Genomic DNA, 23,258 nt, shown 5'->3' on the forward strand with positions numbered 1-23,258 from the left:
CCATGGTTTGAGCCAATTCACGCGCCTCACCAACCGTCTTCATGAAGGCACCCTCACCGACCGTTACGTCTAGCAAAATGGCATCCGCTCCTGCAGCAATTTTCTTGCTCATCACCGAACTAGCAATCAAAGGAATCGTGTCGACAGTTGCTGTCACATCACGGAGGGCATAGAGAAGCTTGTCTGCTTTAACCAGCTGATCGGACTGCCCAATGACAGATACACCAATGTCCTGTACCTGACGAATGAAATCTTCTTGACTTTGCTCGACTTGATAGCCCTTAATGGACTCCAATTTATCAATTGTCCCACCAGTATGGCCGAGACCTCGACCACTCATTTTAGCAACGGGTACACCGAAACTCGCAACAAGGGGAGCCAAGATTAAGGTCACCTTATCACCTACACCACCAGTCGAATGCTTGTCAACTTTAACCCCCTCAATAGCTGACAAATCAAACTCCTGACCTGTCTTGACCATATTCATCGTCAGATCAGAAATCTCACGTGTGGTCATTCCTTTAAAATAAACAGCCATAGCAAAAGCAGACATTTGATAATCTGGTACAGTTCCAGCTACATAGCCTTCTACCAGCCATTTGATTTCAGCTGCAGTCAGTTCTTGACCATCTCGTTTCTTTTGGATTAAATCAACTGCTCTCATTCTTTCACACTTCTAAGGATATAGTATCCCTTATCTTTCCTTACGATTTCACAATTTCCAAAAACGTCTTCCATCTTACTTTTAGCACTTGGAGCTCCTTGTTTTTTCTGAATGACAATGGTTAAATCTCCTCCGTCATTCAAGAAATCTCTGCTCTTTTCGATAATCTCATGAACAACCTGTTTGCCCGCTCGAATCGGCGGATTGGAAATAACATGGTCAAACTTCCCTTCAACTTGTTCATAGATATTGGATTGGAAAATCGTCGCTTCTACTTTATTTCGTTCAGCATTTTGTCGCGCTAAGTCCAAGGCACGATTATTGATATCGACCATGGTTGCCTGAACTCCATAAGCCTTGACCAATGACAAGCCCAATGGCCCATAACCACAACCCACATCAAGGACTGTCTCTCCTTTGTTAACCTCTAGACACTTCAATAAAAGCTGACTCCCAAAGTCAACCATTTTCTTGCTAAAAACACCCGCATCCGTCAAAAAGGTCATGTTTTCTCCCAACAACTCCACTCTCAACTCATGAATGTCGTGAGCAGCGTCAGGATTTTCTGCATAATACATTTTACTCATAAAACTATTTTACCATAATTTAGTGAAATGTTAAATCGTTTACAAAGCTAAATTTCAAGACACAGACTACATCTGTTATAATAACAATTAAAACTTTTCAATGATTTTATTTCTTTTAAAAACTATATATCATAAATAGATTTAATTCATTTATGTCTTTATAAATGAATTATGATATACTAAGGTATCAAACGAGGAAACATTATGACCAACGAATTTTTACATTTTGAAAAAATCAGCCGCCAGACTTGGCAATCATTGCATCGCAAGACAACCCCTCCCTTGACGGAAGAAGAACTGGACTCCATCAAGAGTTTTAACGACCAAATCAGCCTACAAGATGTAACAGACATCTATCTACCACTGGTTCACCTTATCCATATCTATAAAAAAGCCAAAGAAGATTTGTCTTTCTCAAAAGAAATCTTTCTTCAGAGAGATAGCAAGCCCCAACCTTTTATTATTGGGGTTTCGGGTAGTGTCGCCGTCGGCAAATCAACAACTAGCCGCCTCCTACAAATCCTTCTCTCCCGTACACTTTCAGATGCTTCTGTAGAGCTGGTGACGACTGATGGTTTTCTCTATCCCAACCAAACTTTAATTGACCAGGGTATCTTAAATCGCAAAGGTTTTCCAGAGAGTTATGACATGGAAGCCTTGCTGAATTTTCTTGATCGTCTAAAAAATGGGCAGGATGTCGATATTCCAGTCTATTCTCATGAGGTCTATGATATTGTTCCTGGGGAGAAACAGTGCGTTAAGGCTGCGAATTTTGTCATCGTTGAAGGAATCAATGTCTTTCAAAATCCTCAAAATGAGCGCCTTTACATCACCGACTTTTTTGACTTTTCCATCTATGTAGACGCAGCTGTTGAAGACATCGAAAGCTGGTATTTAGACCGCTTTTTAAAACTCCTCAGCTTTGCTCAGAATGATCCTGATAGCTACTACCACCGCTTTACAAAAATGCCGATTGGAGAAGTAGAGTCTTTTGCCCACCAAGTATGGACTACTATCAACCTTACAAATCTACAAAACTATATCGAACCAACAAGAAATCGGGCCGAGGTCATTCTCCACAAGGCTAAAAACCATGAAATCGATGAAATTTACCTAAAAAAATAATTTCCCCTTGTCAAAACCTAAGTTTTCAGATATAATGGTATAGTTAGTAAATATGGAGGTAAGAACATTGGCAAACATTAAATCAGCTATCAAACGCGCTGAATTGAACGTTAAACAAAACGAAAAAAACTCAGCTCAAAAATCAGCTATGCGTACTGCTATCAAAGCTTTCGAAGCAAACCCTTCTGAAGAACTTTTCCGTGCTGCTAGCTCAGCTATCGACAAAGCAGAAACTAAAGGTTTGATTCATAAAAACAAAGCAAGCCGCGATAAAGCTCGTCTTTCAGCTAAACTTGCTAAATAAGAAACAGTCCATAGAGGCTGTTTTTTTGTCCTCCATTACGAAAAGGTAGAAAATGAAAATCGCAATCATCGGCTATTCTGGTGCTGGTAAGTCAACTCTAGCAGAAAAGTTATCTAACTACTACTCCATGCCCAAACTGCATATGGACACCCTCCAATTTCAACCAGGTTGGCAGGACAGTGACCGTGATTGGATGTTGAACGAGATGAAAAGCTTTCTCACAAAGCATGAAACATCTTGGGTCATCGATGGCAACTACTCTTGGTGCTATTACGAGGAAAGAATGCAAGAAGCTGACCAAATCATCTTTCTCAAATTTCCCCCATTGACTTGTCTCTTTCGAGCCTTTAAACGGTATCTCACACATCGAGGCAAGGTCAGAGAAAGTATGGCAGCAGGCTGTCCCGAGCGCTTCGACTGGGAGTTTATCAGGTGGATTCTCTGGGATGGACGGACCAAAACTGCTAAAGAACGCTATCAACGAGTTCAAGACACCTATCCAGAGAAAGTAACTCTCCTCAGGTCGCAAAAGGAGATAGCCCAATTCTTAGAAAATCTCACACATAACAAGAAAAACCAACGTACATAACGTTGGTTTTTCACTTTTACCCAATCACACTTCCGTTTGGTACAGCTGGATCAACTGTGAGAAGGGTTAGTTTGCCATCATGTTCAGCTGAGAGAATCATCCCTTGGCTGACATATTTTTTCATCATCTTACGTGGTTTGAGGTTGGCAACGATTTGAACTTTCTTGCCGACCAATTCTTGTTCGTTTGGATAGTATTTTGCAATTCCTGAAAGAATTTGACGATCTTCACCATCACCAGCATCCAAGCGGAATTGAAGCAACTTATCAGAACCTTCTACTTTTGAAACTTCTTTGACTTCTGCGACACGGATTTCAATCTTGTCGAAGTCTTCAAACTTGATTTCTTCCTTGTTTAGTTTGAGTTCAACTTCATCTGGATTCCATTCTTTTTCAACGGCTGGTTTGTTCCCTTCCATTTGTTTCTTGATATAGGCGATTTCTTCTTCCATATCCAGACGTGGGAAGATTGGAGTTCCTTTGGCAACTACAGTTACACCTGCAGGGAAATCAGCCAAACTCAGGTTCTCAAGACTCGCTACTTCTGGTAAACCAAGTTGAGTCAAGACTGCACGACTAGTTTCCATCATAAATGGCTCAATCAAGTGAGCAACGACACGAAGACTAGCTGCCAAGTGGCTCATAACACTTGCCAATTGGTCACGAAGAGCTTCATCCTTAGCCAAGACCCATGGTGCGGTCTCATCGATGTATTTATTGGTACGAGAGATAAGGGTCCAGACTGCTTCAAGCGCACGTGGGTAGTCAACTGCTTCCATATGTGTATGGTAGTCGGCGATTGATTGTTCTGCAACGTCAGCAAGAGCATTGTCAAACTCTGTCACACTTTCTACATAGGCAGGAGTTTGCCCATCAAAGTACTTGTTAATCATAGAAACCGTACGGTTGAGGAGGTTTCCAAGGTCATTTGCCAATTCATAGTTGATTCGACCTACATAGTCCTCAGGAGTAAAGGTTCCGTCTGAACCAACTGGAAGGCTACGCATGAGGTAGTAACGAAGTGGATTCAGTCCATAACGCTCTACCAACATCTCAGGGTAAACGACATTTCCTTTAGACTTAGACATCTTGCCGTCTTTCATGACAAACCAACCGTGGGCAATCAAGCGATCCGGCAATTTGATATCCAACATCATGAGAAGGATTGGCCAGTAGATGGAGTGGAAACGAAGAATGTCTTTTCCAACCATGTGGAAGACTGTTCCATTCCAGAACTTGTCAAAGTTACCATGCTCATCTTGACCGTAACCAAGAGCTGTCGCATAGTTGAGAAGCGCATCAATCCAAACATAGACAACGTGTTTTGGATTGGATGGGACTGGTACACCCCATGTAAAGGTTGTACGAGAAACTGCCAAATCTTCCAAACCTGGCTCGATGAAGTTACGTAACATTTCGTTGAGGCGACCATCAGGTGTGATGAAGTCAGGATGAGATTTGAAAAATTCGACCAAACGGTCTTGGTATTTGCTGAGACGAAGGAAATAAGATTCTTCAGAAACCCATTCGACCTCGTGACCCGATGGAGCAATACCGCCCGTTACATTTCCAGCTTCGTCACGGAATACTTCTGCCAGCTGGCTTTCTGTAAAGAATTCCTCATCTGAGACTGAGTACCAACCAGAATATTCTCCCAAATAAATGTCATCTTGAGCAAGTAAGCGTTCAAAGACTTGCGCCACTATTTTTTCATGGTAGTCGTCCGTCGTACGGATGAATTTATCGTATGAGATATCTAGTAATTGCCAGAGTTCTTTGACTCCAACCGCCATCCCATCAACATAAGCTTGAGGCGTAATCCCAGCTTCTTCTGCTTTTTGCTGAATCTTTTGACCATGCTCATCTAAACCTGTCAGATAAAAGACATCGTAGCCCATAAGACGTTTGTAACGTGCTAAAACATCACAAGCAATGGTTGTGTAGGCAGAACCGATATGAAGTTTACCAGATGGATAGTAAATCGGTGTTGTAATATAAAAATTCTTTTCAGACATAATATTTCCTTTCCAGGCAAATGAAACCTGTTTTTCTAACACTTCATTATATCATATTTTTAGTGATTTTCGATAGGAAAATCCATACAAAAATAAGATAGACAAGCGTCCATCTTATTTATCTTATTCATAGCGAAGGGCTTCAATTGGATCAAGCTTAGACGCTTTATTGGCTGGCAAGACTCCGAAAATCATACCAACGCTGGCCGAAACAGCCAAGCTAAAGAGAGCGATCGGGAGCGAGACTCCGACTTCTATTCCTTCCATCATATTTTTTAACAAGGCACCTGCTAGCATGGTCAAGCCTGCCGCACTAACAAGACCGATGACTCCACCTAATAAGGTTAAAATCATGGACTCAATCAAAAACTGAACCAAGATATTAGCCCGTGTAGCTCCCAATGCTTTACGAAGACCAATCTCACGAGTACGCTCCGTTACAGAAACCAGCATGATATTCATAACTCCAGTCCCTCCCACAAAGAGAGAGATTCCTGCGATAGCACTAATAATAGCGGTCATAAAACCAAAGATTTGCTGAACCTCTGCAAAAGCGGCAGTTTCGTCTACAACCTGATATTCTCCCTGCTGTACTCCTGCAATTTCTGTCATCTTGCGTGCGAGTTCTGGCCCCAAAGTCGGAGTCAGACTCGTATCATTCACACGAAAGACAATATTAGAAATTTCCTCTACATTAAAATTAGCTGCTACAGAAGCATTGGTTGTAATCGGTAAACCACCTACACCAAACATCTTAGCACTTTTAACAGCAGGACTAGAGTAAACACCAATCACGCGATAGCTATATCCATTGGCTGAAATGATTTGATTAAGTGCTGCCTGAGGCGAGTCAAAAAGACTTTTAGCGAGTTCTTCATCTAGCAAAATCACACTTGCAAAATCTCGGTAGTCTTGTTCTCTCAGATCCCTACCTGCAATAATTTTATTTTCTACAGCAGACATATAAGTAATATTTCCGCCTGTCAGACTTGCTCTCTCTACCTTTTTATCCTTATAAGTCAAAGTAACATTTGTACTATTAGTCACATAATAGCCATCTACACCTTTTAGTTTGGCAGTTTCCTTAACCCACGATTCCTGTGTTTTAGGTGGTTCTACGTGAACATCTTCTTTACCAGATAGTGTCAGTGCAGATTGCTTTTGTGTGAAGGAACCATCCTTACTTTTAATCGGCGAGAAAAATACCTGAATATTTTTCTGAGATTTTGTCATATTTTTATTGACCTGACGAGACATAGAGTCCCCTAAAGCCATGATGACAACCACTGAAGAGACTCCGATGATAATGCCAATCATGGTCAAAAAGGAGCGCATCTTGTGTGCCATAATAGATGAAAAGGCAAATTTCAGATTTTGCATCTTAGTTCTCCTTTCCTTCCAAACGAGCGCTATCAGACGAAATAACCCCATCACGAATTACAATCTGGCGTTTTGCATAGGCTGCAATTTCGGGCTCGTGCGTTACCATAATAATAGTCTTGCCTTCTTCATTTAACTCAACCAAGAGTTCCATGATTTGACTTCCTGTTTTCGTATCCAAGGCACCTGTCGGTTCATCAGCTAGGATGATCGAGGGATCGTTAACAAGAGCACGCGCAATGGCCACCCGTTGTTTTTGACCGCCAGACAACTCCGAAGGAAGGTGATGAATACGATCGGTCAACTCTACTTTACTCAGATATTCCTCTGCCAATTTGCGACGTTGGGCAGCTGGAACTCCTGCATAAATCAAGGGCAACTCAACATTTTGAACAGCATCCATCTTTGACAAAAGAAAGAACTGTTGAAAGACAAATCCAATTTGTTGGTTACGTACCTGTGCCAACTGCTTTTCACCTAGACGGGCCACTTCTTGACCTTCTAGGTAGTATTCGCCGCTAGTCGGGGTATCCAGCATTCCGATGGTATTCATCAGAGTAGATTTACCCGAACCAGATGGGCCCATAATGGCAACAAATTCCCCTTCGCTAATCTCCAAATTAATATTTTTCAAGACCTGCAGTTCCTGTTCACCATTTCGATAGCTCCGACAGATGTTTTTTAGACTAATTAGTTGTTTCATCAGCCTTCACCTCTTTTCCTTCTTCCAAGGAAGTCGTTGGATTACTGATGACTTTGGTTCCGTCTGTCAAACCAGACGTAATCTCTTGGTTTTCTGCGTCAGCATTTCCTAAGCTAACTTCAACCTTCTTAGCCTTATTCTCTTCGTCAACAACCCAAACGTAGTTTTTCCCGTCTTCAGTAATGACACTGGTTAAGGGTACGAGGATTGATTTCTTGTCACTTTTAACCTCAACACTAACGGTAAAACCTGGTCTTAAATCACCGATCTCACTCGTCACTTCAATCGTATAGGGATATTTAGAACCAGTATTCCCCCCAGCTATAGCGTTCGTTCCTTCTCCACTATTTTTAGGGTAAGCTGAAATAAAGCTGATCTTCCCTGTCCAAGTTTTATCTTGGTAAACTTTAGAAGAGAAGGCCACTTCTTGGCCAACAGAAAGGTTGGCAAGATTGTACTCGGAAAGTTCTCCCTTGACTTGTAGATTGTCGTTACTTACTACATGAACCATCACTTGATTTGCAGCAGTTGTGGACTTCGATACATTGCGATTAACTTCTACAACTGTACCTTCTAGCGTACTCAAAACCTTTGTTGCGTCCAATTGGGCCTGCGCCTTTTTAAGTTGCGCCTCTGCATCAGCACGACTATCACGAGCATCACTAATCTGAGAATCAATGGAAGAGACAGAAGAACCCTGTGATCCATCATCATATTCTTCCGAATCAGCTAGAGTGTTGTTTCGTGATTCCTTCAAGTCATTGATACGACGATCAGCCTTGGCTATGGCACGGTTAGCTGCATCATAAGCAGACTGCGCTTCTGTGCTGTTGTATTTTACGAGCGCTTGTCCCTTGTCAACCTTATCTCCAACAGAAACCAAGATTTCATCTACCTCACCCTTACTTGCATCCAAATAAACATATTGTTCATTTTTTGCGGTGACGGTACCAGATAAGAGAACAGAGGAGGCAACTGTTCCTTCCTTTGCGACTACAAGATGCGATGTATCGTCCTTACCGGCAGCCTGAGAGGGCTGTCTAAATAGCAAAACACCCGCTGCACTGATTATAATAATACTTGCAGCTCCAATAGCTGTGTATAGTTGCCATTTTTTAGTTTTCTTATTCCCCTTCATCACAAAACTCCTGTTTTATTTTCAATACAAAGACCATTATAGCAAATTTACCTACTCTAAACAATGATTGTTCAGAGAAAAAAGAGAACAATTCAGGAAATGAACCTTATTTTCATTTAATTTATACAGAATTGTACTAGTAACATCATACACCTTATTTCTATATTTAGCAAGTAATTTCTGCTATTTCTTTAGGGCGTAGCAGATTTTTGCATTCAAAAAGTAAAAACGATAGAATATGACTATCAATGCTATAAGGAGTTTTCTATGAGAGAATATGATATCATCGCCATCGGTGGAGGAAGTGGCGGCATCGCCACTATGAACCGAGCTGGTGAACACGGCGCCAAGGCAGCTGTTATCGAAGAGAAAAAATTGGGTGGAACTTGTGTCAACGTTGGCTGTGTTCCTAAGAAAATCATGTGGTATGGAGCCCAAATCGCCGAAAGCTTCCACCACTACGGTCCAGACTACGGGTTTACGAGTTCAGATGTTCAATTTGATTTCGCAAAACTTCGTCAAAACCGTGAAGCCTATATCGATCGAGCTCGCTCATCTTATGATGGAAGTTTCAAGCGCAACGGCGTTGATTTGATTGAGGGTCGTGCTCATTTCGTTGATTCCCACACCGTCAGTGTTAATGGTGAATTGATTCGTGCCGAACATATCGTGATTGCGACTGGCGCTCGTCCAAGCATCCCAAATATTCCTGGAGCTGAACTCGGTGGCAGCTCCGACGATGTCTTTGCTTGGGAGCAACTTCCTGAATCCGTTGCAATCCTTGGTGCTGGCTATATCGCGGTTGAGCTAGCAGGTGTTCTTCATGCACTCGGTGTAAAAACTGATTTGTTCGTTCGCCGCGACCGTCCTTTGCGTGGTTTTGACAGCTACATCGTTGAAGGTCTTGTCAATGAGATGAAAAAAACAGGCCTACCTTTGCACACACATAAGGTACCCGTCAAACTAGAAGAAACTGAGCAAGGCATTACGATTCATTTCGAAGATGGTTCTAGTCACACTGCAAGCCAAGTTATCTGGGCTACCGGCCGCCGTCCAAATGTAGACGGATTGGAGTTAGAAAAGGCTGGAGTTACACTCAACGAACGTGGATTTATCCAAGTCGATGAGTATCAAAATACAGTTGTAGATGGCATCTACGCCCTTGGAGACGTTACTGGTGAGAAAGAACTTACCCCCGTAGCTATCAAAGCAGGACGTACCCTATCTGAACGTCTCTTTAATGGGAAAACAAGTGCTAAGATGGACTACACAACTATCCCTACTGTTGTCTTCTCCCACCCAGCAATCGGAACCGTGGGGTTGACTGAAGAAGAAGCTATCAAAGAATACGGCCAAGATCAGATCAAAGTCTACAAGTCAAGCTTTGCATCTATGTACTCTGCCGTTACAAAGCATCGTCAGGAATCTCGCTTCAAACTCATCACCGCCGGTGCTGATGAAAAAGTTATTGGCCTTCACGGACTTGGTTACGGAGTGGATGAAATGATTCAAGGATTCGCTGTTGCCATCAAGATGGGAGCAACCAAGGAAGACTTTGATGCTACAGTAGCTATCCACCCAACTGCTTCTGAAGAATTTGTGACCATGCGCTAATTATCGAAAGAGACCTCTTGAGGTCTCTTTTTACTTGCAAAATCGGCCGTTACAAAATTGTTACCTTAACTTGAAAAATGGGTTGACTTTTTCTTCTGAATCAGTATAATAGTTACTATAATTCTTAAAAGAGGTTAACAGTTTTGAAAAAAGCTCATATCTACGCTATCCCTGCTATCGGTGCGGCTCTCATCGCCGTTTTGGCACAAATCAGTCTCCCTATCGGCCCTGTCCCCTTCACTCTACAAAACTTTGCGATTGGTTTAATCGCTACTGTTTTTAGACCCAGAGAAGCTGTTCTATCTGTAGCTCTCTATCTCCTACTGGGTGCCATTGGCTTACCTGTCTTTGCAGGGGGAGGAGCTGGATTTCACGTTTTAGTTGGTCCAAGCGCAGGTTATCTTTGGTTCGACCTTGTCTATGCTGGACTTACATCTTATCTCATTCATCAAAATAGTGGCTATATTCGTATTTTCCTAGCCAACCTCTTGGGCGATTCCCTCGTCTTTGTCGGAGGTATTCTCAGCCTCCACTTCCTTGCTGGGATGCCATTCGATAAGGCACTAGCAGTTGGTGTCCTTCCCTTTATCCTCCCTGACCTTGGTAAGATTATTGCCATTAGTTTCATTGGTCGTCCCCTACTGCAACGATTGAAAAACATCGCTTATTTCTCAAGATAAAAAAATGAGCCTGGGACAATAGTCCCGTGGCTCTTTTACTGATCACCTTTGAAGGCATCCACCATTACTTGGAATTCTTCATTTGTAAGGGTGATCCCTTTTCCCATCTTGGTATGATCAGGGCTCCAAGTTCGAATATCAAACTTTGCTGGCGCACCATTAAAGCTAACTCGGTTTAGTTCTTTTGTCCAACCTTTCTCATTTTCGGACAAGGTCAATAAATGTTCTTCGATTTCAAATGTAAATTCTGCCATTTTTAACTCCTTTATGTAATATGCTTTCTCTAGTCTATTCGTAAAAATCTTGTGATTTTTAGGAAAATTTTATATAATGTGGATATATAAGAAGGGAGGATTCTATGAGACAGACATTCAAACTAGTTCTAGATAAACTACATGGTTTTCTCAATGGGAATGATGATAATCCTCAAATCGAGGATAACTCCCTCTCTACTATGATTGAACAAGCAATTCAGAAAAAATCTGCTGTTCACGTCATACTCGCTGAGACAAGTTTTACAGGTGATATTGTCAAACACGATGCCATTCGCCAGCAAATTATCGTTAAGAATTTTTCAAAAAACGTGACTCGAATCATTCGTATCAGTGATATTAAACGACTTCGTTTTGTTCCCTCAACCGTCCAAAAAGCTCAGAAAAATCTATTTAAGAAAGAGTGAGATGTTCATTGCATCCCACTCTTTTTCTTAACGGATTTGTTCAAAATGAAGGTGAACTGCGATGTGGTCACCGTACCCACTTCTCTCCAAATCGCGTTGCAAACGATAAGAGATATAGTGCTCTGCAATGGTGATGTAACCTGCTCCCAGCAAACGATTTTCAACCATTGATTGGATCATACTGATAGTCGCACGTTCTACTTTTGCTTCTTCTAAGTCCAAGACTACTTTTTTAGTGACTTGAGCTAGGTTTTGACGTAGGTCGTCAGTCAAAACATAAACTGTTTGAGCTGCTTTTAGGACAGCTTGGTAAATTTTATCTGGATCAAAGTCGGCAACTTCTCCGTTACGTTTGATTACTTGCATAAAGTTCTCCTTTATTCTTTATTTTCTTTGATTTCTGCCAGCATCTTTTCTTCCTCTGCTGTTAGTTGATAGTTTTCTAGCAAATCAGGTCTGCGCTCGTAGGTTTTCTTTAGACTTTCGTAAAGTCGCCACTGGCGAATCTTTTCATGGTGGCCACTCATGAGCACATCTGGCACCACCATGCCTCGATAGTCATAAGGGCGTGTATATTGGGGATATTCGAGGAGTCCTGAAGAAAAACTATCGTCTTGGTGACTAGACTCCTTGCCAATCACTTCTGGAATCAAGCGAACCGTAGCATCAATCATGGTCATGGCTGCTAATTCACCACCAGTCAAGACATAATCTCCTAGGGAAATTTCATCGGTTACCAAGGTCTTAATGCGCTCGTCATACCCTTCGTAGTGACCGCAGATAAAGATCAGTTCCTCTTCTTTGGCCAAATCTTCAGCGTAGGCTTGATCGAACTGTTTCCCAGCAGGATCGAGAAGAATGACACGGGGATTTTTCTTTTCAATGGCATCAAAAGCATCGAAAATAGGTTGGGCACGGAGCAACATTCCCTGACCGCCTCCGTAAGGCTCATCGTCAACATGACGGGCCTTTTCAGCATATTCACGAAAATTATGATACTGGATATCCAAGAGCCCTTTTTCTCGAGCCTTTCCAACGATTGAGTGCTCCAGCGGAGAAAACATCTCAGGAAAGAGGGTCAAAATATCAATCTTCATCATCTAGTCCTTCTAAGATTTCCACTTGAACCCGCTTGTTTGGAATATCAACATTGAGAACCACTGGTGGAATATAAGGTAAAAGCAAATCACGCTTGCCTTTTCGCTTGACCACCCAGACATCATTGGCACCTGGTTGTAGAATCTCCTTGATGGTTCCAATCAAGTTGTCTCCCTCATAAACTTCCAAACCAATAATCTCGTGATAGTAGAATTCTCCATCATCTAAGTCATTTAGGTCTTCCTCAGCGACCTTGAGACTGTACCCCTTGTATTTTTCAATCGCATTGATATGGTACATGTCTTTGAATTTGATAATGTCAAAATTCTTATGCTTACGGTGGCTAGCGATGGTCACTGTTTGAACAAACTGATCTTTTTCATCAAACAAGGCCAGCTCAGCGCCTTTTTTAAACCGTTCCTCAGCAAAATCCGTCACAGACAAGACTCTCATCTCACCCTGTAGCCCCTGCGTATTGACGATTTTCCCAACATTAAAGTAGTTCATCTTGTCTCCTGTATCTATTTCTATCCTTTATTTTATCACGTTCCAAGGATTTTCACAAGTTGGATAGATACTATCTTACGGGCCTACTACTTCTTCAAAAAATTCACCAATAAGCTGATTAAACTCTTCAGGATGGTCATTCATAGGCTGATGTTTGCTATCTGAAATCGTTACTTGACGCGCATTGGGATTTAAAGCAATGATACTATCATAAATTTTTTTTAGGTGTTTAGGAAAATCGTTTTCGCCTCTTAGTAATAGCATGGGAGGATTTCCATTATAGCCGTCTATCTCATGGACAGCTAAAAAACCTGTGATTCCAAGGTTCAAAAAAACATCTCGTCCAGTTTCTATAATGGCCGTCTTGACTAATTCTCTTGTGATAGGATTATCTGTACACATCTTTGAGTTCTTATCTGCAATCACCTTCCAAGGAATCGTTTTATACATAAGAGAACTATATTTGATTCGACCTCTTTCTTTATCTGATAGGTAACGATGCTGTCCCCAACTATCTACCATGACCAAGGCTAGGACTCTTTCTGGATGGCGATAGGTGTACTCTTGAAGTGGATTTCCTCCCCAAGAATGTCCGACCAATATCACCTTATCTAACTGGAAATAGGACAAAATAGCATCTACATCTTGAACAGCACCTTCTAATTCAGGTAGACCAACTTTCATAGGTGATTCACCCTGTCCTCTAACATTGACAAAATAGAGGTCAAATCCCTCAAAAGCATCATACTGGTGAGCCCACATCTGACTACGTCCACAAGCTCCATGATAAAAAATAATGTGTCCTTTACTAGCGTTTCCAGGACGATGATAAACAACCAAATCACAATCTACGACTGCTATAAGGTGACGTTTCAACATCTCGTGTTTTCTGTTATAAAAAGCAATAGCTTCAGCAATATCATTTGGCTTCATTTCTAGATTCTCTCCTCTTTATCCTAATATCATTCTTTTTATCTATTTTATCATGCTATATTAAAATCTTTGTTTTCCAAGCCTAATTTCATTAAAAATTTTGAATTTTCTGCATCATTTAGATAAAGAAGAAGACTGCTAAGCAATCTTTACTTTTTTCTCATCAGATTCATGCCTAAAATTTCAGCAATAATCAAAGTTGCTCCAATCACATGGTAACTATAAATTGGTTCGTGGAGGATAAGAGCCCCAGCTAGAATAGTCAAAACTGTTCCAAGATTGCCAAAGACACTGACGGTTGATGCCCCGAGGCGAACAATAGCATAGATAGAGAGACTACCAGTCACGATAGAGGCTAGTATTCCCAAATAGAGGATGGAAAGCAGATAGGACACCTGTCCAAGTGGCGCAAAGTAAGCTAATATGTTGCCATCTAGATAGTGCGAGGTCAGACTCAGCGTATTAAAGGTGACGAAGCCAACAAATATCACAACAGCTGTCATATCCATAGCCCGATAGCGGCCTCCTTTAGCCTTGCTGAGAATGTTGTTTATCGCATTGGCAAGAACAGATCCCAACATCAAGAGAAAGCCCAAGCTAGCAGTTTCAGTGCTAAAGTTTGCTCCTTTGCTAAGGAAAATGAAAACTACTCCTGCTACGGATAAAAATAAAAAGAACTTTTGAAGCAAGCTTGTCTTTTCCTTGAGAAAAACTGATGCTAAAAGGAGAGTAAAAATAGGGACAAAAGCCTGTAAAATTCCAGCTTCAGAAGACGATATATACTGTAAGGCAAAGGATTGAAAAATAAAAAAGAAGTGGGTAGAAAAGACTCATAGGAAGAATAGAAAGAATAGCTTTTCTACTTAAACTCACTTTGATAAGTTTGGTTTGATGAAGGGCGACCAATACTAAAGCTGCAATTGTATAGCGATGCGCTAAGTTCGTGAGAGGAGTGACATAGCCTAAAGCAATCTTAGTAAATAAAAAAGAAAATCTAATGATTGCTGAAAAGGATAAGGCTGCTAGGTGTGCTTTTTTTCTCGTTCATAGATTGTTACTCCTTTTAAAAATAGCTATTCTCAAGATTGATTGACTAGAATTCTTTGAGACTGTCTTTCCATTTGTAGCATAGTAGAATCCTAGATGCTATTTATAGGATTAGTATTTTGTGCCTTCATCCACCATTTATCTACTACATTTCCTAAAAAGGACTTTGCGAGTCTAATCTACTTTTCTCGTTCTTGTCTCACAAGTTCTAACTTGTCTGCCTCTTGGAGATTCCTTACTTTGATAGCATAATCCGCGGAAACGATGATATGCCCTCTCATATGGGCTGTCGAGATGGCTTGTACAAAGACTCTGGCAGCGTACTTAGTGATTTGATTTTGGGCATTTTTAGAGAGGAGATTGCTGCGAAACCTGCTTTTCTCAACTCATGAGGTGAAATCTCATTTCTCAATCGTGCATCAAAAGCCTCATAAGCTTGCCGAATCATTTTATTTTTCTCACCTTCATCACCGATATCAATTAAAGATAAGAAATCTCGCGAGTTCTCTAATGCCCATCGAGCTAGTTCTTTCTGAGGAAGTCTTTCCAGTATTTGTTCTAGTTCCAATCTTTTCTCAGAATCGTCCCAAATGGCAACTTTGTACGGACTAGGTAGGCGATTCATTTTAGTCTTATAAGCAGTTCGTTCAAACTCATTCCATGCATAATCCTCTGGTTTCATTGCTTTCTCTATTCCCCTCTAGATACTGTTCTAGATTTTGTTCATGTTGGTACTTAATGGCAGACTTTTTATCTTTCTCAAAGATGGTTTTGGTTAGATCAATATCATTGATGGCCGCAATTGCGACAGTGTAATGAATGATATCAGCCAGTTCTTTGGCTAGTTCCTCGTTTGAGTCCTGGACACCCTCTTTTCGGCCAGAGCGTCCATTTAAGACCTCTGCCATCTCTCCGACTTCTTCGACTAACTTGATAAAGAGGCCTTCTTCCGTCCGAGATTGCTGATAATGTTCGAGTAAGTAGGCTTGTAATTGTCTGATCGTTAAATCCTTCATCTTCTCCTCACAAAAAAGCGAGACTTTTGTCCCGCTCTTTTGATTAATTTTCATCGATAACGATTCTTACTTTTTTGTCTTCAGTTGGGACAGAGTAGACAATCGTTCTTATCGCTGAGATAGTGCGACCCTTACGACCGATTACACGACCGACATCGCTCTGGTCAAGATCCAAGTGATACTCCAAAAACTCTGGTGTATCTTCAATCTTGATAGTTAAGGCATCTGGTTGTGAAATCAAAGGTTTCACAATCGCAATAATGAGATTTTCAATCGTATCCATCTGTCAACCTACTTTAGAATTATTTAGAGAATTTAGAATCGTGGAATTTTTTCAATACGCCTTCTTTTGAAAGGATGTTGCGAACTGTATCTGAAGGTTGAGCTCCATCAGCCAACCATGCAAGAACGCGGTCTTCTTTCAAAGTTACTTGGTTTTCAGCAACAAGTGGATTGTAAGTTCCAACTGTTTCGATGAAACGTCCGTCACGTGGTGAACGTGAATCTGCTACGTTGATACGGTAGAAAGGTTTTTTCTTAGAACCCATACGAGTCAAACGGATTTTAACTGCCATTTTTTAATGTCTCTTTTCTTATTTTTTATTTCGGTGAAATAGCTGAGCTATTTAGCACATGTTCTATTATAGCAAATTTCTGACAGGTGTCAAGAAAAAAACTTGACAGACTATCATTTTTCTAAAACATCTAAAAATTTCTTAACTAAAGTCTATAAACAATAAATACCAGTACCTATTACACTGACTAAAAAATTACAGATTTTATAGAGTTTTATCTATAGCTAGCCTTGGATTTCTGTACACTTACTTTTTTTCCTATTATTTTATTAATAATATTATTATTGACATCACTTTCACTTAATGAGCATTTAGAACCTATGTATATTTCTTCAATTGCTGACGGGGCAAAATCTAATTTAACTGGATTCCATTTTTCATAAAAAAACACTATAATATATTAATAAATTATTGGTGCCAAAATTCTAATTAGCTGATATTCCGTCAAAAAGGAATTCATAAAATCTTACTAATATCAAATTTAAATAATCTTACGAGCATAATAGACAACAAGATGATTATAAAACTTTTCTATTGTCACTTTTCTTGATATAATGGTATATGGTTAAAGGTTTCAAAAGAGGTATTCATTTATGACAGATGTTTTTATTAGTTACAGACGGGAAGATGGTCTAGCAAATGCTAACTTTCTTTCAGAAAAGTTAACTAATTCCGGTTGTCGCGTTTTTTTTGATAAAAAAAATATACCTCCTGGTGCTGATTTTGATCATGCTATTAAAACACATCTTGAACAATGTAACGATGTTATTTTAGTGGTAACTAAATCCTATTTTGGGAAGAAAGACTTGAATCATCAACTGACGATACATCAAGATTCTGACTGGGTTAGAAAAGAAATTGCCCTAGCACTTTCTCAAAATAAAACTATTATTCCTATATTATTTAACGGTGTCCCACTTCCTGATGTTTCAGATATTCCTGATGATATTAGAGCTGTTTTAAAGAGACAATATATAAAAGTTTCTAATGACGATGATTGGGATTTTTTAATGAATAAAATTAAAAATTCACTCTCACAAAATACCCAAACTCAAATGAAATTTGGACAATATGTTAAAATTTTTAACACCATTTCCCAAAATAAAAAAAATCATTTTACGGATGAAATCAAAAACGTTTGCAAGAAGTTAAATGAAGAAAAGATCAATAAACAGTTAATCCCATTATTAAATTCTGACGAATCAAATGACATTAAATTTCTAGCATACTATACTATCTTCACCTTCTATCGCAGACGAGAAGAAAAGTCTAAAATTTATAATTTTATCGAAAAATACAGCTCATATTTCGAGGATTATCCTTTTAACAATATCGTATTATCTCAGTACTATAAATTTAAATATGATGAAAATATAGATGATTTTGAAAATTTGGACAAGGCGATTTGTTTTGCGAATGAGGCCAGGAAGCAGATCCAAAATAATTATGGCGTATACATTACATATTCAGAGCTTGTTGCAATTGGGCTAGAAAACAATTATTTAAGATATAGGAAACATGTGCAAGAAGCTATAAAATCAATTGATAAAGCAAATCAACTAAATGAAGACTATCCTAAAAATCATTATATTCATGGGAAACTTCTAGCTTTTTCTGGTAATTATACAAATGGAATTAACTTCATAAAAAAAGCAATTGATTTGGAAGACAGAGAAAATACAGACTCTTTCATTAGAATTCTCCAATATAGTACTTCAAAAGAATCAATCATTTACAAAATGGAGAATAAAAAATTGGAAGAACGGTTAAAAAGATATATCATTCTTAACAGTTTATTTCTTATAGTTTTTATAATTATTTTATGTTGTTTAATTGTGTATTTTAGGTAATAAAATGAAAATTATAGATCAAATTCTTCATTTCCCAAATAAATCATGGGGTGAAGATAGAATATTTATTGGCAATAATCTTGTTGGAGTTATTGATGGTTCAAGCCCAATCAGCGTCATTCCGATTTCGCCTTATCATTCCCAAGCAGAGTGGCTTTCAGAGAATCTTGCTCAAAAAATTCCTTTATACGGTAATGCTTACTTGCCTGATATTTGTAAAAACATTACAAATCAGTTAAATGCTTCTCACTTTAGTGTTTTAAAGAAGTTTAATGAAGCAACCTTGCCATGTGCTGTCTTAGCAGGAATTCAAATGATTGATGATTATCTCCATGGGTATGTAATTGGAGATTGTACTCTTATCATTCAATTTCATACAGGTGAAATAAAAATTTTAACCGATAATAGAATTAGACATTTTTCGAATTTAACAAGAATAATTAAAAATGAGGCTTCATTATCTAGAAATGATAGTGCGAAAGCTGTCAAAAAACAAATGACACAAAACCGAAAAATGATGAATACGACTGATGGTTTCTGGACAGTAGCACTAACAGGGGCATTTCAAACGCAATTTCTCGAGTGCCAGTATAAAACTGAAGAAATCAATAAATGTTTGCTTTTTTCAGATGGTTTCGAACGAGTATTCAGCAATTCTTTGTGTTCCATTTCCGATATTCTAGATAGTAAAGTGACTCTCTACTCAGCACTTTATTTTCTTAGAAATTGGGAAAAATCATCTACAAATTTAGATGTTAAACAACATGATGATGTTAGTGCTGTGTTAATAGAATTATAAGAGGTGTATTATGCAGGAAAAAATATTACAAAATGCTAAAGTTTTATATGATTTTCATAATCAAAATAGGACTACGATAAGTACTGACTTCATGTTAGTAATGGGCTCTCATGATCTACGTGTAGCAAATCATGCTGCAAGTCTTTTTCTTCAAGGTAAAGCTCCCTTTTTAGTCTGTAGCGGAGGATATGGGAAAATAACAAAATCGTTATGGAACAATACTGAAGCTGAAACTTACGCTCAAATATGTATTGAAAATGGTGTCCCTAAAGATAAAATCTTAATCGAAAACAAATCGACTAATTCAGGTGAAAATTTTAATTTTACAAAAAAATTACTAGAATCTCGCAATATAAAGGTTTCGACGGGGACCATTGTATGTAAAAGCTACTTAAGCCGCCGAGCATTGGCAACTGCAAAAAAACAGTGGCCAGAGGTAGAATGGTTTATAGAGACTCCTAATCTCTCCTTTGAAGAATATATTAAAAACGAATCAAATATTGACAGAATGATAAATCTATTGGTGGGAGATATTCAAAGATTGATGATTTATCCTAATTTTGGATTTCAAATTCCTGTTACTATTCCACAAGAGATTTTAAATTCATATGATTTTCTTGTGAAACATGGCTATACTCAGTTTCTTATTGACGAAAACAACTCATAAAAAAGCAGACGATTATAAATCGCCTGCTTTTTGTTTACCAAAATGAGATAATATGAGAAATATAAAATCTCACTTAACTATTATTACTTTCTTTGAGGATGATGATATAAGGTGTAAAATCATATTCTAATATTTTTACATCTTGTTCTTTTTTTAAATGTTCCCAATTTGTAATACAATCATGTGTCTGTTTAGAACGATCTTTAATTGCATCCCATTTATAACCGCTCGATATCATAAATAGACTCCATCGACGATGTTCAATTTTCTCCAATTTTTCTTTAACACTAATATTATTTATGTCAGAAAATTCTTTTTTTGCTAGTATATAATTTCTTTTTGTAGATTGATGCATTGATTGTCTTATAGATGATTCTTTATGGAACAGTTCTAGCTTATCCCATTCTACGTTGATATTATTGGAATTTTCAAGAGAAGAATCCAAATGGTTTCCTGTATTTTGGACGCAAGTATAATTGTAGTTGAAAAGTTTTGCTTGATTTAGGATATCTTCATTTCGAATGGCTTCATACGAAAATATATCTTCTTCGGGTTCTATGAAGAATACATCATCTTGCAAATACAGAGATTGTCCAAAAACAATTATTTGTCCTTTAAATTCTTGAGATTGACTATTAATATTTATTTTACGTATACTTTCCAACAGTCCTACCTTATTATGATTGTTTCCTATAGAAATTACGAAATAAGTAAAGATATCTTCTAGGTGGCAATCGGAAAGTATTTTTTTAAATTGCACTGATTCCACATCGATATCCCAAAACCTAATTTCCATTTTTCCATCTACTTCAAATGTGCGTGAAGATTCAGTACAGTCATCACTATTCGATAGCGATAATGTATACTGTCTAATTTTTTCTCCTTTAATAATTTCAAAATTCTTATAGGATACTTCATTGACAATATCTGGGTGAAAATTATTGAGAAAAATTCCTATTTTACTCTTCATGTTTTTATCAAAGACATCAAGTATGATTGTAGAATCTGCTGATAAAACCGATAAAGATATTGCTTCAATCAATATCCGTTGACCAATCTCATCAAATCCTATGATACCAATATGAACATCATCTGATGTTTGACAATCACCATTTGACTGTTGAAAAATGGGATACTTATCAAACATATTTTCAACAGCTTTCTTTTGAATATTTAATAATTGAACATTCCTGAAATCTAAATTTTTCTGACTATCATTTTGAAAAATTCTTTTTTCAAAAGCAGGATCATTGCAAGTGAAGTAAATCGTTTGGTGAGAAGAACTATTTTGGGGATGATTAGTATCCTGTTGAATTTTTTTAATATTTTTTAAATAGTCATAATTAGTATGTACGTTCTCATCGCAAAGTAAAATATAATCAAATTTATCCAAGTGAATTTTTCTAAGTAGTTTCTCATATCCTTCATCTTGATATATTTGAATGATAGAAACTCCCATTTCTCTCAGACTATTTTTAGTATCTCCTTGCAAAATTTCTTCTTCAATTAAGGTAATTTTGCACTCTTTGGATAATGATTTGACAAACTTATCTCTATTTTCACCTTTACCTAAAATTAAAAATGATATTGGTTTTTTTCTTTTCAAGAGATACATAAAATATGAATATGGGATTCGGGCAAAAACAATTAGAGCTCCAATTGTACAAAAAGGTGCCACTATCACTGCAAGACAATAAATATAAGTTATAACCGCTACATGTAAGTGTTTATTTTCATCTAAAAATTTTATGGCATCTGCCTGACTGATGTCTGAATCGAGTTTATATGCCTTTATAACATTTTGAAAATTTAGAGAAAATTTAAAAAAAAGATTATCAACTGCACTATAATAAAAACACCCTTCAACTATAAAAATTAAAGCTACAACTACCGTTGCTATAATCAGATATTTCCTGTATTTTGTTTTTTTCATAAAATGCTCCATTAAAAATAAATGTTTAAATTATGATCGAACTCAACTTGATTAAAATGAATTTGCAATCCCTATACATAAAAATTTTATATGTAATCATTACAATCAAAAGTCCATACAAGAATTATATCATTTTTTGAGAGATAACTAGTTGAACTCTCTTAATATTACCTAGATTGTCAAATTAAGTTTGACTTTTCAAGTAACTCAGAAAAACTTGGTATGGTGACTGATAATCTAAAGATTTTCTAGGAATTCTATTTCTTTTGTCATCTATAGCTGATAAATAATTTTGAGAAATATTAGTGAAATCCATTTGTTTCGGTAATCCATTTCGTCTTAATAAGTCATTAGAATGTTCATTGAGACCTCGTTGACCAGGACATCCTGAATCCGCAAAGAAAATATCAATGTCATGTGCATTCGAAATAGACTTCCAGTTAGAAAATTCTTTCCCACAATCAAAAGTTATCGACTTAAAGAGATGGCTGGGGACTTGAGACAACCATTGATTGACGGAAGTCTCGATATCACTTGCTTTTCGTCCCTCAGTTTTCAGTGTGATGATGGCTTTTGAGAGGCGTTCTACTAAGGTAATGACAGCACTTTTGTGTTTCTCGCCAACAATGGTATCCCCTTCTAGATGACCAAATTCTGTCTTAAAATTAGGATAAATGGCTGCTCTCTCACGTAAATCTCTGCGAAACGCTTGTTTTCCTCGTTTTTCGCTATGACCATTTGGTTTTCTTTTGCCTTTCCAAGGGAGATCCTCTTTCTTTAAAATACTACGGTCTGCTAGTCGATAGAGAGTTCTCATAGAACAAGAAACCCTATCTGGATAAGTTCCTTTAATGACATCAAGGCTCCAATTTTGTTCCAAATGAGTTTGGATAAAATCTTTTTCTGATTGTGTAAGATTTGTTTTATTCCTGCCACAGCGTTTCTTATTGACTTTATATCGGTTATAGTAATCATAAGCAGAGTGTCCCTCTTTCAGATAGTTGATGACAGTGTAGATTGTCTGTTTTGATCTTCTAAGAGCTTTTATAATATCTGTAACTTTTATATTTTCTTGATAGTAAGCCTCTATCATTACAAGTTCGTTTGTGGTAAGATGAGTATAGGTCATTTATGTTAGTTCCTTTCAGACAAATGTGGTAGTTTATCTGAGCCTAACATAGATGACTTTTTCTGTCTAGCTTAATTTTACAAATTGGGTATTAAAAAATTCTTCAAAATTACCTGACTTTACCGTGGGAATATCTTTTGTTGATAGATTACTAAAATTATCTAGTAATCTATCAACAATTGTTGCATTACGAGCTCGGAGTTTATCCAGTCGGGTGTTTTCTACAT

Annotated in this window: 26 protein-coding genes and 1 pseudogene; 9 read left to right on the forward strand and 18 right to left on the reverse strand. The window is 38.0% G+C overall.

Annotated features, from left to right (window positions below; genetic code table 11):
* Positions 1 to 664, reverse strand: a 664-nt coding sequence (locus HMPREF9184_RS09985) for a thymidine phosphorylase (protein ID WP_009444329.1), incomplete at its 3' end; no start/stop codon positions are given.
* A complete protein-coding gene (locus tag HMPREF9184_RS06970; RefSeq protein WP_009444330.1) occupies positions 661 to 1,251 on the reverse strand; it encodes a class I SAM-dependent methyltransferase in 591 nt (196 codons plus the stop codon). The genes HMPREF9184_RS06970 and HMPREF9184_RS09985, both read right to left, overlap by 4 nt.
* Positions 1,252 to 1,455: 204 nt before the next feature.
* Here HMPREF9184_RS06970 and coaA point away from each other — a divergent pair, with 204 nt between their 5' ends.
* The 3 genes from coaA (at position 1,456) to HMPREF9184_RS06985 (ending at position 3,269) form a co-directional block, all read left to right on the forward strand.
* Positions 1,456 to 2,376 (forward strand): type I pantothenate kinase, encoded by a 921-nt coding sequence (gene coaA, locus HMPREF9184_RS06975; RefSeq protein WP_000180479.1) that lies wholly within the window; start codon positions 1,456 to 1,458, stop codon positions 2,374 to 2,376.
* 67 nt (positions 2,377 to 2,443) lie between these two features.
* A complete protein-coding gene (gene rpsT / locus HMPREF9184_RS06980; RefSeq protein WP_001274000.1) occupies positions 2,444 to 2,680 on the forward strand; it encodes a 30S ribosomal protein S20 in 237 nt (78 codons plus the stop codon).
* Positions 2,681 to 2,732: 52 nt separating this feature from the next.
* Positions 2,733 to 3,269 carry a DNA topology modulation protein gene (locus tag HMPREF9184_RS06985; RefSeq protein WP_000684218.1) on the forward strand — a complete coding sequence of 179 codons (537 nt, stop codon included), beginning with the start codon at positions 2,733 to 2,735 and terminating at the stop codon, positions 3,267 to 3,269.
* A gap of 16 nt (positions 3,270 to 3,285) precedes the next feature.
* On the opposite strand, the gene metG is transcribed toward HMPREF9184_RS06985, so the two are convergent.
* From metG to HMPREF9184_RS07005, 4 genes are all read right to left on the reverse strand, one after another.
* The gene (gene metG, locus HMPREF9184_RS06990) at positions 3,286 to 5,283 is read right to left on the reverse strand and encodes a methionine--tRNA ligase (protein WP_001291357.1); all 1,998 of its coding nucleotides are present in this window, start codon (positions 5,281 to 5,283) and stop codon (positions 3,286 to 3,288) included.
* A 123-nt stretch (positions 5,284 to 5,406) separates the two neighbouring features.
* Entirely contained in the window at positions 5,407 to 6,663 is a 1,257-nt protein-coding gene (locus HMPREF9184_RS06995) for an ABC transporter permease (protein WP_001180411.1), read from the reverse strand.
* A gap of 1 nt (position 6,664) precedes the next feature.
* On the reverse strand, positions 6,665 to 7,366 hold the full coding sequence (locus HMPREF9184_RS07000) for an ABC transporter ATP-binding protein (protein WP_000811478.1): 702 nt from the start codon (positions 7,364 to 7,366) through the stop codon (positions 6,665 to 6,667).
* Positions 7,350 to 8,504, reverse strand: coding sequence for an efflux RND transporter periplasmic adaptor subunit (locus tag HMPREF9184_RS07005; RefSeq protein WP_000677993.1), 1,155 nt, complete (start codon positions 8,502 to 8,504; stop codon positions 7,350 to 7,352). Before HMPREF9184_RS07005 ends, HMPREF9184_RS07000 begins: the two co-directional genes overlap by 17 nt.
* 267 nt (positions 8,505 to 8,771) lie before the next feature.
* Here HMPREF9184_RS07005 and gor point away from each other — a divergent pair, with 267 nt between their 5' ends.
* A complete protein-coding gene (gene gor, locus HMPREF9184_RS07010) occupies positions 8,772 to 10,118 on the forward strand; it encodes a glutathione-disulfide reductase (RefSeq protein ID WP_001209556.1) in 1,347 nt (448 codons plus the stop codon).
* Between the two features lie 143 nt (positions 10,119 to 10,261).
* Entirely contained in the window at positions 10,262 to 10,798 is a 537-nt protein-coding gene (locus HMPREF9184_RS07015; RefSeq protein WP_000709017.1) for a biotin transporter BioY, read from the forward strand.
* A gap of 35 nt (positions 10,799 to 10,833) precedes the next feature.
* On the opposite strand, the gene HMPREF9184_RS07020 is transcribed toward HMPREF9184_RS07015, so the two are convergent.
* Positions 10,834 to 11,052: a YdbC family protein gene (locus tag HMPREF9184_RS07020; protein WP_000807433.1), complete on the reverse strand. Its 219-nt coding sequence runs from the start codon at positions 11,050 to 11,052 to the stop codon at positions 10,834 to 10,836.
* A gap of 104 nt (positions 11,053 to 11,156) precedes the next feature.
* Here HMPREF9184_RS07020 and HMPREF9184_RS07025 point away from each other — a divergent pair, with 104 nt between their 5' ends.
* A complete protein-coding gene (locus tag HMPREF9184_RS07025; protein WP_001250033.1) occupies positions 11,157 to 11,477 on the forward strand; it encodes a hypothetical protein in 321 nt (106 codons plus the stop codon).
* Between the two features lie 27 nt (positions 11,478 to 11,504).
* Here HMPREF9184_RS07025 and HMPREF9184_RS07030 read toward each other — a convergent pair whose 3' ends face one another.
* The 9 genes and pseudogenes from HMPREF9184_RS07030 to rpsP form a co-directional block, all read right to left on the reverse strand.
* Positions 11,505 to 11,843: an ATP cone domain-containing protein gene (locus HMPREF9184_RS07030; RefSeq protein ID WP_001196053.1), complete on the reverse strand. Its 339-nt coding sequence runs from the start codon at positions 11,841 to 11,843 to the stop codon at positions 11,505 to 11,507.
* An 11-nt stretch (positions 11,844 to 11,854) separates the two neighbouring features.
* Positions 11,855 to 12,574: a tRNA (guanosine(37)-N1)-methyltransferase TrmD gene (trmD, locus tag HMPREF9184_RS07035; protein WP_033585994.1), complete on the reverse strand. Its 720-nt coding sequence runs from the start codon at positions 12,572 to 12,574 to the stop codon at positions 11,855 to 11,857.
* On the reverse strand, positions 12,564 to 13,082 hold the full coding sequence (gene rimM, locus HMPREF9184_RS07040; protein WP_001105883.1) for a ribosome maturation factor RimM: 519 nt from the start codon (positions 13,080 to 13,082) through the stop codon (positions 12,564 to 12,566). Before rimM ends, trmD begins: the two co-directional genes overlap by 11 nt.
* A 75-nt stretch (positions 13,083 to 13,157) precedes the next feature.
* Positions 13,158 to 14,015 (reverse strand): alpha/beta fold hydrolase, encoded by an 858-nt coding sequence (locus tag HMPREF9184_RS07045; protein WP_000803909.1) that lies wholly within the window; start codon positions 14,013 to 14,015, stop codon positions 13,158 to 13,160.
* Positions 14,016 to 14,164: 149 nt separating this feature from the next.
* Complete coding sequence (locus HMPREF9184_RS07050) at positions 14,165 to 14,821, reverse strand: DMT family transporter (RefSeq protein WP_332251330.1); 657 nt, start codon at positions 14,819 to 14,821, stop codon at positions 14,165 to 14,167.
* A gap of 420 nt (positions 14,822 to 15,241) precedes the next feature.
* A pseudogene (locus HMPREF9184_RS07055) lies at positions 15,242 to 15,744 on the reverse strand (putative immunity protein).
* Positions 15,716 to 16,078, reverse strand: coding sequence for a MazG nucleotide pyrophosphohydrolase domain-containing protein (locus tag HMPREF9184_RS07060; protein ID WP_000654129.1), 363 nt, complete (start codon positions 16,076 to 16,078; stop codon positions 15,716 to 15,718). Before HMPREF9184_RS07060 ends, HMPREF9184_RS07055 begins: the two are co-directional and overlap by 29 nt.
* Before the next feature lie 43 nt (positions 16,079 to 16,121).
* Positions 16,122 to 16,361, reverse strand: a complete 240-nt coding sequence (kphA, locus tag HMPREF9184_RS07065; RefSeq protein WP_000379618.1) for an RNA-binding protein KphA — start codon at positions 16,359 to 16,361, stop codon at positions 16,122 to 16,124.
* Between the two features lie 19 nt (positions 16,362 to 16,380).
* Complete coding sequence (rpsP, locus tag HMPREF9184_RS07070; RefSeq protein WP_000268760.1) at positions 16,381 to 16,653, reverse strand: 30S ribosomal protein S16; 273 nt, start codon at positions 16,651 to 16,653, stop codon at positions 16,381 to 16,383.
* A 593-nt stretch (positions 16,654 to 17,246) separates the two neighbouring features.
* Between rpsP and HMPREF9184_RS07075 the strand changes: the two genes are divergently transcribed.
* Genes HMPREF9184_RS07075 through HMPREF9184_RS07085 form a run of 3 tightly spaced genes read left to right on the forward strand, consistent with a single transcriptional unit; the run spans position 17,247 to position 19,969 of the window.
* The gene (locus HMPREF9184_RS07075) at positions 17,247 to 18,503 is read left to right on the forward strand and encodes a toll/interleukin-1 receptor domain-containing protein (protein ID WP_000132883.1); all 1,257 of its coding nucleotides are present in this window, start codon (positions 17,247 to 17,249) and stop codon (positions 18,501 to 18,503) included.
* A 4-nt stretch (positions 18,504 to 18,507) separates the two neighbouring features.
* Positions 18,508 to 19,302: a protein phosphatase 2C domain-containing protein gene (locus HMPREF9184_RS07080; protein ID WP_000691091.1), complete on the forward strand. Its 795-nt coding sequence runs from the start codon at positions 18,508 to 18,510 to the stop codon at positions 19,300 to 19,302.
* A gap of 10 nt (positions 19,303 to 19,312) precedes the next feature.
* Positions 19,313 to 19,969, forward strand: a complete 657-nt coding sequence (locus tag HMPREF9184_RS07085) for a YdcF family protein (RefSeq protein ID WP_001156510.1) — start codon at positions 19,313 to 19,315, stop codon at positions 19,967 to 19,969.
* 73 nt (positions 19,970 to 20,042) lie between these two features.
* On the opposite strand, the gene HMPREF9184_RS07090 is transcribed toward HMPREF9184_RS07085, so the two are convergent.
* Positions 20,043 to 21,902: a hypothetical protein gene (locus tag HMPREF9184_RS07090; protein ID WP_000751599.1), complete on the reverse strand. Its 1,860-nt coding sequence runs from the start codon at positions 21,900 to 21,902 to the stop codon at positions 20,043 to 20,045.
* 184 nt (positions 21,903 to 22,086) lie between these two features.
* Positions 22,087 to 23,031 (reverse strand): IS30 family transposase, encoded by a 945-nt coding sequence (locus tag HMPREF9184_RS07095; RefSeq protein WP_000222600.1) that lies wholly within the window; start codon positions 23,029 to 23,031, stop codon positions 22,087 to 22,089.
* Positions 23,032 to 23,258: the final 227 nt, after the last annotated feature.

Source organism: Streptococcus sp. oral taxon 058 str. F0407 (genome assembly GCF_000235485.1).
Classification (GTDB): domain Bacteria; phylum Bacillota; class Bacilli; order Lactobacillales; family Streptococcaceae; genus Streptococcus.

Bases quoted from the DNA above. Each gene is read 5' to 3' on its own strand.
- HMPREF9184_RS07090 (WP_000751599.1), bottom strand. From the start codon at position 21,902: ATGAAAAAAACAAAATACAGGAAATATCTGATTATAGCAACGGTAGTT.
- HMPREF9184_RS06995 (WP_001180411.1), bottom strand. From the start codon at position 6,663: ATGCAAAATCTGAAATTTGCCTTTTCATCTATTATGGCACACAAGATG.
- HMPREF9184_RS07025 (WP_001250033.1), top strand. From the start codon at position 11,157: ATGAGACAGACATTCAAACTAGTTCTAGATAAACTACATGGTTTTCTC.
- HMPREF9184_RS07020 (WP_000807433.1), bottom strand. From the start codon at position 11,052: ATGGCAGAATTTACATTTGAAATCGAAGAACATTTATTGACCTTGTCC.
- HMPREF9184_RS06985 (WP_000684218.1), top strand. From the start codon at position 2,733: ATGAAAATCGCAATCATCGGCTATTCTGGTGCTGGTAAGTCAACTCTA.
- HMPREF9184_RS07045 (WP_000803909.1), bottom strand. From the start codon at position 14,015: ATGAAGCCAAATGATATTGCTGAAGCTATTGCTTTTTATAACAGAAAA.
- HMPREF9184_RS07060 (WP_000654129.1), bottom strand. From the start codon at position 16,078: ATGAAGGATTTAACGATCAGACAATTACAAGCCTACTTACTCGAACAT.
- HMPREF9184_RS07075 (WP_000132883.1), top strand. From the start codon at position 17,247: ATGACAGATGTTTTTATTAGTTACAGACGGGAAGATGGTCTAGCAAAT.
- HMPREF9184_RS07000 (WP_000811478.1), bottom strand. From the start codon at position 7,366: ATGAAACAACTAATTAGTCTAAAAAACATCTGTCGGAGCTATCGAAAT.
- metG (WP_001291357.1), bottom strand. From the start codon at position 5,283: ATGTCTGAAAAGAATTTTTATATTACAACACCGATTTACTATCCATCT.
- HMPREF9184_RS07085 (WP_001156510.1), top strand. From the start codon at position 19,313: ATGCAGGAAAAAATATTACAAAATGCTAAAGTTTTATATGATTTTCAT.
- gor (WP_001209556.1), top strand. From the start codon at position 8,772: ATGAGAGAATATGATATCATCGCCATCGGTGGAGGAAGTGGCGGCATC.
- HMPREF9184_RS07030 (WP_001196053.1), bottom strand. From the start codon at position 11,843: ATGCAAGTAATCAAACGTAACGGAGAAGTTGCCGACTTTGATCCAGAT.
- HMPREF9184_RS07080 (WP_000691091.1), top strand. From the start codon at position 18,508: ATGAAAATTATAGATCAAATTCTTCATTTCCCAAATAAATCATGGGGT.
- HMPREF9184_RS06970 (WP_009444330.1), bottom strand. From the start codon at position 1,251: ATGAGTAAAATGTATTATGCAGAAAATCCTGACGCTGCTCACGACATT.
- HMPREF9184_RS07005 (WP_000677993.1), bottom strand. From the start codon at position 8,504: ATGAAGGGGAATAAGAAAACTAAAAAATGGCAACTATACACAGCTATT.
- coaA (WP_000180479.1), top strand. From the start codon at position 1,456: ATGACCAACGAATTTTTACATTTTGAAAAAATCAGCCGCCAGACTTGG.
- kphA (WP_000379618.1), bottom strand. From the start codon at position 16,361: ATGGATACGATTGAAAATCTCATTATTGCGATTGTGAAACCTTTGATT.
- rpsP (WP_000268760.1), bottom strand. From the start codon at position 16,653: ATGGCAGTTAAAATCCGTTTGACTCGTATGGGTTCTAAGAAAAAACCT.
- trmD (WP_033585994.1), bottom strand. From the start codon at position 12,574: ATGAAGATTGATATTTTGACCCTCTTTCCTGAGATGTTTTCTCCGCTG.
- rimM (WP_001105883.1), bottom strand. From the start codon at position 13,082: ATGAACTACTTTAATGTTGGGAAAATCGTCAATACGCAGGGGCTACAG.
- HMPREF9184_RS07095 (WP_000222600.1), bottom strand. From the start codon at position 23,031: ATGACCTATACTCATCTTACCACAAACGAACTTGTAATGATAGAGGCT.